This is a genomic window from Spirillospora sp. NPDC046719, assembly GCF_040645715.1.
Classification (GTDB): domain Bacteria; phylum Actinomycetota; class Actinomycetes; order Streptosporangiales; family Streptosporangiaceae; genus Spirillospora.
Genome location: NZ_JBEYYT010000394.1, coordinates 1 through 8846, shown reverse-complemented (window position 1 = coordinate 8846; position 8846 = coordinate 1). Strand labels below are relative to the sequence as shown.

Annotated in this window: 7 protein-coding genes; 5 read left to right on the top strand and 2 right to left on the bottom strand. The window is 73.5% G+C overall.

Translation table 11 applies throughout. The features are described 5' to 3' along the window. Positions 1 to 811, bottom strand: an 811-nt coding sequence (locus ABZ914_RS40460; protein WP_500199881.1) for a DivIVA domain-containing protein, incomplete at its 3' end; no start/stop codon positions are given. Between the two features lie 362 nt (positions 812 to 1173). Here ABZ914_RS40460 and ABZ914_RS40455 point away from each other — a divergent pair. The 3 genes from ABZ914_RS40455 (at position 1174) to ABZ914_RS40445 (ending at position 6389) form a co-directional block, all read left to right on the top strand. Next, positions 1174 to 1695 carry a gamma carbonic anhydrase family protein gene (locus ABZ914_RS40455; RefSeq protein ID WP_387031663.1) on the top strand — a complete coding sequence of 174 codons (522 nt, stop codon included), beginning with the start codon at positions 1174 to 1176 and terminating at the stop codon, positions 1693 to 1695. A gap of 134 nt (positions 1696 to 1829) precedes the next feature. Beyond that, entirely contained in the window at positions 1830 to 6011 is a 4182-nt protein-coding gene (locus ABZ914_RS40450) for a hypothetical protein (RefSeq protein ID WP_500199879.1), read from the top strand. Positions 6012 to 6194: 183 nt separating this feature from the next. Continuing rightward, the gene (locus tag ABZ914_RS40445; RefSeq protein WP_194736913.1) at positions 6195 to 6389 is read left to right on the top strand and encodes a hypothetical protein; all 195 of its coding nucleotides are present in this window, start codon (positions 6195 to 6197) and stop codon (positions 6387 to 6389) included. A 179-nt stretch (positions 6390 to 6568) separates the two neighbouring features. On the opposite strand, the gene ABZ914_RS40440 is transcribed toward ABZ914_RS40445, so the two are convergent. Further along, positions 6569 to 6772, bottom strand: coding sequence for a heavy-metal-associated domain-containing protein (locus tag ABZ914_RS40440; RefSeq protein WP_500199877.1), 204 nt, complete (start codon positions 6770 to 6772; stop codon positions 6569 to 6571). Positions 6773 to 6989: 217 nt separating this feature from the next. On the opposite strand from ABZ914_RS40440, the gene ABZ914_RS40435 reads away from it, so the two are divergent. Then, positions 6990 to 7607 (top strand): DUF47 domain-containing protein, encoded by a 618-nt coding sequence (locus tag ABZ914_RS40435; protein WP_500199876.1) that lies wholly within the window; start codon positions 6990 to 6992, stop codon positions 7605 to 7607. Beyond that, positions 7604 to 8764, top strand: coding sequence for an inorganic phosphate transporter (locus ABZ914_RS40430; protein WP_463043088.1), 1161 nt, complete (start codon positions 7604 to 7606; stop codon positions 8762 to 8764). The genes ABZ914_RS40435 and ABZ914_RS40430 overlap by 4 nt, the downstream gene beginning before the upstream one ends. Positions 8765 to 8846: the final 82 nt, after the last annotated feature.

The following is an 8846-nucleotide window of genomic DNA, read 5'->3' as shown; positions in this document are numbered from 1 at the left end:
GCCCGGTCGCGGTGGACGGGGCGGGCGGCTTGGGGCCGGCCGCGGCGGCGGGGGCGGGCTGCGCGGGAGCCGGCTGGGCGGGGGCGGCGGCCGGCTGCTTGCGCGGCGGCGTCTGCCGGACGGCGTCCTCGACCATCTTCTCCAGCGGGCCCGCCTCGTTCTCGGCGGTCAGCAGCCGGTGCAGGGTCTCGCTGATCTCGGTGAGCCGCTGCAGCGCCTGCGTGTGGTTCTTGGTCAGCGAGGTGAGCCGCTGGGTGGCGCCCTCGTTGATCACGCTGGCGCGGCGCTCGGACGCGGTGAGCGTGCGCTCGGCCTCCAGCCGCGCGCTCGTCACCGTCTGCTCCGCCTCCTGCTTGGCGGCCGACAGCACGCTGTCGGACTCCTTCTTGGCGGCGGCCAGCATGTGGTCGGCCTTCTCCTGGGCCTGGGAGAGGTTCTTGTCGGCGTGCGCGCGGGCCTCGTCGATGATGCGCTTGGACTCCTGCTCGGCGTCCTTGCGGATCTCGGCGCCCTTGGCCTCGGCCTCGGCGACCTTGTCCTGCGCCTCGTCCTCGGCGAGGTTGATGATCTGGCGCAGCCGGTCGCTCAGGTCGTCGCCGGTGGGCTTGCGGGCCTCGCGCACCTCGGCCATCTCCCGGCGGACGCGCTCGGCGTCGTCCTGGGCGCGCGCGAGCCGGGCCTCCAGCTCGCGGTGCTTTTGCTGGGCGCGGGCGATGTAGTCGTCGACCTGGCGGCGGTTGTAGCCGCGCATGACGATCTCGAAGGACTCGTCTTGAAGGAGGTTCGGCAGGATTTCGGCTTCGTTGCTCATGATGCCTTGGGGGGTCGTTGGCGGGGGTATCACCCCGTCAGGGTCGGTTTGCGAATCCTCACCCGCCGGTCAGCGGGCCCACAGCAGAAACGTCAGCATCGACTCTCGTGCGATCCGCCCCGCTCGCGCAACCGGAACGCCCTTCTCGCTGCCGTTTCTTCATCTGGCTGGAGGCGACAAACTACCCAATTTCCCGAAAAAACGCCCTCACCTGCGCCGCCGTGTCGCGCGACATCCACCGAATCGCCCCCACCCGGTCGGCCTCCCTCGCCCGACCCCGCCTCCCTCGCCCGACCCCGCCTCCCTCGGGCCCCGCCTCCCCGGCCCCCGGACGGATCCGGGCACGGCCTAGCATCGGGCGCATGAGCTATGTGGGGTCGCTGGGCGAGGACGAGCCGAAGATCCACGCCGAGGCGTGGGTGGCGCCCGGAGCGGTGGTCGTCGGACGCGTGACGCTCGGCCGGGCGTCCAGCGTCTGGTACGGCTCGGTGCTCCGCGGCGACGACGAGGAGATCGTCGTCGGCGACGAGTGCAACATCCAGGACCTCAGCTGCCTGCACGCCGACCCGGGCATGCCCGCCGTCCTGGAGGACCGGGTCAGCCTCGGGCACAAGGCCATGGTGCACGGCGCGCACGTCGAGACCGGCTCGCTGATCGGCATCGGCGCCATCGTGCTGAACGGCGCCCGGATCGGGGCGGGCACGCTCATCGCCGCCGGCGCGCTGGTGCCGCCCGGCAAGCAGATCCCCTCGGGCGTCCTGGTGGCGGGCACGCCCGGCAAGATCGTCCGGGAGCTGAACGACGGCGACCGCCTCGTCCTCCAGCACACGCCCGACGTCTACATGCAGAAGGCCGAGCGCCACGGCCGCGCCACCTGGCGCTGACTCCCGCTCGGCCGCCCCGGCGGACGGGCAGATCGACGGGTTTGCGCGGGACGGTAGGCGCTGACCTGCGGGTATTCGCGGCGGGCGGCTCGGGGGGGAAATCTGGGGCGTTCCGTCTGACTACCATGACCCACGTGGTGTGGGGACCGGGCTATGGCAGTGCTCCGCCGCCCAACCCCCGGATGGGGCAGGATCCGTTCGCGGAGGCCGAGCGCGACACGAGGGCGATGGTGGCCGCCCAATGGTGGCCGTCGGCGCCTCCTCAGCAGCGCCATCACGCCATCGCCGGCCGCATGCTCGTCCTGCCGGACGGGACGTGGTGGCTGTTCGGCGCGTGGGCCCGGTGGTACCGGCTGCACCCGTCGGACGGCCAGTGGTACCTGTGCCCGCCGCCGCGGACGCCCGCCGTGCGGATGGCGGCGCGGCCCGCGCAGCAGGGCGGGATGCAGGTCCCGCAGCTGCCGCCGCACGTGATCCCGGCCGGGCCCGACTTCTCCTACGACCCGCCCGCGTCGCTGCCGTTCGTCGGCCACGGCTTCGCCGGCGAGCTGACGGCGCGGGTCCGCGCGACCGTGGAGTCCGCGGCGGCGCTGTCCGCGCCGGAGTACCCGCACTGGTGGTCGCAGTTCACGCAGGAGACGCCGTCCACGGTGGCGGTCGCGTGGGGCGTGATGATGTGGTGCGCGACCGCGCCGGTGTTCGACGCCCGGCTGGACGCGCAGATGCTGGACCTGTGGAAGCCGTACCGGGCCAAGCCGCTGCCGGACGTGGACGGCCCGCGCTGGATGACCCCGCCCGCGCTGGAGACGCTGGTAGGGCTGTACTCCGAGCGGCTGCGCGCCAGCCGCGTGGACGCGGCGGTCGTCGTCCTGCGGACGATGTGGGCGGTCGCGAGCGCGCTGCGCGACGACGTGCGGTTCCAGACCCGGGCGGACGCGCTGCTGGCGATCCTCGGGACGACGCTGAGCAACCCGACGGTCGACTACGGGGCGCTCCCGTACGGGGACCAGGCGATCGTCCAGCAGTGGCTGACCCGGTGCCCGCCGCACCTCGTGCCCGCGCTGCGGAACGAGAGCTCGCCGGGCGACAACTTCCGGCACGCGTTCTACACGCTGAGCGAGGCCATCGGCGACCTGCCGGGCGACCCGGCCGACCCGGCGTACACCGAGCCGCGGATGGTCGCCGCCGCGCTGCTGGCCGCCGACCTGGACGTCGTCCGCAAGGACGTTGCGAGCTCGATCGTCCCGTGGCTGGACCCGGAGATCCGGTACACGGTGCAGGCGGTGGCGGAGCAGAAGGGGCATCCGCTGCGCCGGCTGTGGCCGGCCGACCTGCGGCTGCCGGAACCGCTGCGGGCGGCGGGCTCCGGCGAGGGCGCCGAGACGCTGCTCGCCGCGATGTACGAGCTGGACCTCGCGTGGTGCCGGCTCGGCGGGATGCCGGCGCGGCCCCGCGGCTTCCCGGTGCCGACCGCGATCATCGCGGGGATCATCGGGCGCGGCCGGGCGCGCGCCACGGCCGCCGCGCCGACGCAGACGCCGCCGCCGAGCCCGTCGCCGAGCGTGTCGCCGTCGCCGCCGTTCGGCATGCAGAGCCAGCCGGGCGTGGCGCCGGGGGCGCCGCCGAAGCCGGCGGAGCCGCAGGGGCCCGCGCAGCCGTTCGTCCAGCCGCCGGCCCAGCCGGGGTGGGAGAACGCGCCCGGCCCGGCGGGGCGGCCGCAGCCGGCGGCCGGGTTCGCTTCGCCGGATCCGGCGATGGGCGGGTTCTCGCCCGCCGAGGAGGACGCCGGCGGGAGCGTGGCGCCGCCGTACACCGAGCTCGGTTTCCAGCAGGCCGCGCCCAAGCCCGTGCTGAGCGATCAGGGGCAGGCCGCCTTCGGGATGCCGGGCGCGCCGCCGCTCGGGCCGCCCGACCCGGGACGGCCCGGCCATCCGGGCTTCGACGCCGGTCAGGCGCAGCCGCCTGCGGGCGGGGCGCCGTATCCGGGGGCCGGGCAGCCGCCCTTCGCGGACCAGGAGGGCACGGCGCCCGACCGGGGGCAGGGGCCGGCGGAGCAGCCGCTCGGCGGTTTCTCACCAACCGAGGAGAAGCACGACGAGCCGATCGTGCCGCCGTACACGCAGCTCGGTTACCAGCCGGCCGGTGCCGGGCCTCCCGCTCAGGGCCTGCCTCCCGGCGCCGGCGTGCCCCCGGTTGCACAGAACCCGCAGGGCCCTCCCGCCGTGCAGAGCCCGCAGGGGCCTCCGGCCGCGCAGAGCCCGCAGAGCCCGCAGAACCCGCAGGGGCCTCCGGCGGCTTCGGGGCCGCGGGGAGCGCAGCCGGGGGAGCAGCCGGCCGCGTTCGACCCGTACGCGACGCGCGCCGAGGACGCGGGCGCGCCGTCGCAGCCGGCCGCCGGCGCGTACGCGACGCGGTTCGAGGACGGCGCGGCGTCCAAGCAGGGTCCCCCGGTGCCGCCGCTTCCGCAGAACGCGCCCCCGCGGAACGCGCAGCCGCCCGGCACGCGCATCCTCGGCCCGGAGGACCTGGAGGACGGCCCCGCGCAGGGCCCGCCGCCTGGCCCTGGGACGCGGGTCATGTCCGAGACCATGGTCGGCGACTTCGACTTCCTCGACGACACGCCGTCGCCCGAGCGGCCCGTCCACGAGATCCCGCCGCCGCAGGACCTCGGCCGCCGCCGGACGCTCGAACGGTTCGGGATCGGGTTCGTGTCCGGCGAGCACGACGCGGGCGAGCTGCTGGACGAGCTGCGCGCGCAGGTCGAGGAGTGGAACGCGGCGGCCGGGGAGGACGCCGAGGTGACCCGGGTGGACGGCCGGCCGGGCCCGGCGCCGGCCGGCGTGCCGGGGGTGCTGCTGGTCGGCGGCCCGCACACCGGGCAGCGCAGGCTGGCGCGGCTGATCGCGCTGACGCTGGCGGACGCGGGCCTCGGCGACGGCGCGATCCGCGCGCACGACGCCGACGACGTCCGCGACGCGCCGGTGGACGCCATGGAGCGGATCCTGCGGCAGCCGGGCCCGGCGATCCTCTTCGAGCGGCTGGACGTGGCGATCGGCGCCGCGCAGGACCCGGTCGCGGTCACCGGCGCGGTGCGGCGGGCGCGCCGCGACCCGGTGAACACGACGCCGCTGATCGCGACGTGCGAGCCGCGCGCGTACAAGCGGCTGCTGAGGGAGCACCCGAAGCTGGTCCAGGCGTTCCGGGTGTACCGGCTGCCCGACTTCAGCGGGCTCGACGACCGGATGACGCTGCTGCACCTGCTGGCGGACGAGCGGCGCGTCACGATCGGGGCGTCGGCGCTGGAGGTCGCGAAGGAGGACCTCGAACGGCTCCGCGGCCCCGGCGACCTGGTGAACGCGCGGCTCGTCGAGGCGTACCTGGACCAGGCGAGCCAGCGGAACATGGCGCGGGCCGGCGCGTCGCACGACCGGCTCGTCCTGACGCCGGACGACCTGCACGGCGTCGCGGAGGGCATCGAGCCGGCGCTGCGGCCGCCCGGCGACATCGACGGCTACCTGCGCCGGCTGGACGGGCTCACCGGGCTGGACGACGTCAAGGCGGTCGTCCGGGAGCTGGCGGACGAGGCCGAGCAGACGGCGGACCGGGTCCGGTACGGCGTGGCGGACCGCGACGCCCACCACCTGGTGTTCGTCGGGCCGCCGGGGACGGGCAAGACGACGGTGGCGGGGCTCGCCGGCGGGATCTACGCCGCGCTCGGGCTGCTGGAGTCGGGGCACGTGGTGGCGTGCCGCCCGGTGCATCTGGCGGGGCGCGACCAGCCGGACACCGAGAGCCGGGTCGCCGGCATGATCGAGCAGGCCCTCGGCGGCGTGCTGCTGATCCAGGAGGCGTACCTGCTGGACCGCAGCCCGGCGGTGGTGAACGAGCTGCTGCGCGGCATGCGCGAGCGCGGCGGCCGGTTCATGGTGGTCTGCTCCAGCCCCGCGGCGGAGATGGAGGGGTTCCTCGCGGGCAATCCCGCGTTCCGCGCCGAGTTCGCGCGGATCGTCGAGTTCCACGGGATCAGCGACCGGGAGATGGTCCAGCTCTTCCAGAAGTACGCCGAGCGCGACCTGTACATGCTGGACGAGGAGCTGCGCGTCGAGCTGCTCACCCGCTTCGAGCGGCTGCGGCAGGACCCGTCGTTCGCCTACGCCAGGACCGTCCGGGCGCTGTTCGAGCAGACGGTCGCGCGGCAGGCGGCGCGCCTCGCGGGCGCCGACGTCAACGCGGCGACGGTGGCCCGGCTCACCGCCCGCGACCTGCCGGAGTCGGCGCTGGAGCAGATGCTCGGCGACTTCCACCGGGGCGGCTGACGGCGTCCGACAGGAGCCCTTGACGGACTCCTCTCGGGGCCCCTCCCGGGTGATCGGGCGCATCATGCTCACCTGACCCGGGAAGACCACGGATGTGGGTGGCCCTCGAATGGCCCTCTTGGGTCATGTGCCCGTCGGGGCGGGACGCGTAGCCTCGAACTCGGGTGTGGGGAACGAACGGAGGTGGACGCGGTGCGCCAGCAGAACCTCGATCTGCGCGTCCACGACCGCGTTGCGTTGGACGAGATCGAACTCTATGCCGAGATGCTCAGCGCGGTGGCGGCGGCGGAGCGGCCGCTCACCATCGCGGAAATCGACATGGTGCTCGGGGTGCGTTCCGGCGAGGCCGGTCGTCGCGAGCTGACGCCGCAGGAGTAGCCGAGGCCCGATCCGCCCGGGGACGTCCGCGCCGGACGTCCCCGGTCCGCGTTTCCAGGGCGGTTCCGCGCACCGGGCCAGGTCCGTGCTCCGGAGGCCGCCGCGACGGTCCGCGGACGGCGGCCGAGACGGGCCGACCGTATTCGCCGAAAGCGCAGGTCCGGAACCGGCCGCCCAGGTCAGACCGCGACGTCGTACCCCGCCTCGTCGATCGCCGCGCGCAGCGCCGCGTCGTCCAGGCCGTCGCCACGGACGGTGACGAGCTTGGCGTCCACGTCCACCGCCACCTCGCTCACGCCGGGCACCCGCCCGACCTCCCCGCTGATCGCGGTCACGCAGTGCCCGCAGCTGATCGCCGGGACGCTGTAACGAATCTCACTCACGCGCGTCGTCACTCTCCGTACGGCCGTTGGTCCGGCCCTGAGCCTATGCGCAGCGGGCCCGATTGGGGCAACCGCAGGGGTATGTACCTGGTGATCTAGGGCAATCTTGTAGGTGAGAGGATGGGTGACACCGGCCGAAGCTGGGGCAAAGGTTCTTTTTACGGCCGGTAGCGCCTACGATCCTCTGCGGACTGTTCCGGCACATCAGGAGAACGACGTGCGCTTGCGTCTCACGCCGCGTGAGGACAGCTTCTACGACATGTTCGCCGACTCGGCGAACAACCTGGTCACCGGCGCCAGGCTGCTCGTGGAGCTCATCAGCGACGGCGCCGACCGGGCAGCGATCGCGGAGAAGATGCGCGCCTGCGAGCACGCGGGCGACGAATGCACTCACGCGATCATGCGACGGCTGAACGAAACGTTCATCACCCCGTTCGACCGCGAGGACATCTACCGGCTGGCCTCGACGATCGACGACGTGATGGACGAGATGGAGGAGGCAGCCGACCTCGTCGTCCTCTACAAGATCGAAGAGTTCCCCAAGGGGATCGTGCACATGGTGGAGGTGCTGGAGCGGGCCGCCGAGCTGACCGCGGAGGCCATGCCCCGGCTGCGCTCCATGAAGGAGCTCAACGAGTACTGGATCGAGATCAACCGGCTCGAGAACCAGGGCGACCAGGTGTACCGCAAGCTGCTGGCGCAGCTGTTCAGCGGCGAGTACGACACCCTGACCGTGCTGAAGCTCAAGCAGGTCATCGACCGCCTCGAAGAGGCCGCGGACGCGTTCGAGCACGTCGCGAACACGGTCGAGACCATCGCGGTCAAGGAATCATGAGCGCGGACCCGGAGCCGGGCTCGACCATCGTCCGGGAGCCGTCGGCGGACACCGACGGGTCGATCGGCGAGCAGGCGACCCGCCGCGTCTCCGGACGGGCCTGGCTGCTGCTCCTCGCCGGGATCCTCCTGGTGATGGTGGCGGGCGCGCTCGGGCTGCGGTCCGACGCGCAGATGGCCGTGCTCGTCCTGGTCGTCGTGGTGTCGCTGGTGTTCGACTACACCAACGGATTCCACGACGCCGCGAACGCGATCGCCACGGCGGTGTCCACGCGGGCGCTGACGCCCCGGGTGGCGCTCGGCATGGCCGCGGTGATGAACATGCTGGGCGCGCTGCTCGGCGTCGAGGTCGCCAAGACCATCAGCGAGGTCATCACCCCGCCGACCGGCCTGCACGGCCTCACCGTCATCGCCGCCGGCGTGCTCGGCGCGATCACCTGGAACCTGATCACCTGGTACTTCGGGCTGCCCTCCTCGTCCTCGCACGCGCTGATCGGCGGCGTCGTCGGGGCGGGGCTCGCCTCGTCGTCGTACGTGAACTGGCACAGCGTGGTCGACAAGGTCGTCGTGCCGATGGTGGTGTCGCCGGTCGTCGGGTTCGTCCTGGCCTACCTGGTGATGGTCGCGATCCTGTGGATCTTCCGGCGGGCGCAGCCCAGCCGGGTGGTGCGCCGGTTCCGCATCGCGCAGACGCTGTCGGCGGCCTCGCTCGCCCTCGGCCACGGCCTGCAGGACGCGCAGAAGACGATGGGCGTCATCGTGCTCGCGCTGGTCACCACCGGGCACGCGAGCGGGAACTCGGTGCCGCTGTGGGTGATCGTGGCCTGCGCGGGCGCGCTGTCGCTCGGCACCTACGCGGGCGGCTGGCGGATCATGCGGACGCTGGGCCGCAAGGTGATCGAGGTCGACCCGCCGAAGGGCTTCGCCGCGGAAGCGACCGCTTCGATCGTCCTGTACGTCACCGCCTACTTCTGGCACGCTCCAATCTCCACCACGCACACGATCACCTCGGCGATCATGGGGGCGGGGGCCACCAAACGGCTGTCCGCCGTCCGCTGGGGCATGGCCGGCAACATCGTCATGGCCTGGGTCCTCACCCTCCCCGCCGCCGCGATCGTCGCCGCCGTCGTGTACTGGGCCGTGCACTTCTGGGCGTGATTTCCCAGGGGGGCGACCCCCTGGAACCCCCGTCACGACGGACGGGGCGTTTCCCGCTCCGCTGGCGCTCCGCGCGAAACGC

What these genes read in the sequence shown, in the direction of transcription:
- ABZ914_RS40455 (WP_387031663.1), top strand. Translation starts at nt 1,174, where the DNA reads ATGAGCTATGTGGGGTCGCTGGGCGAGGACGAGCCGAAGATCCACGCC.
- ABZ914_RS40430 (WP_463043088.1), top strand. Translation starts at nt 7,604, where the DNA reads ATGAGCGCGGACCCGGAGCCGGGCTCGACCATCGTCCGGGAGCCGTCG.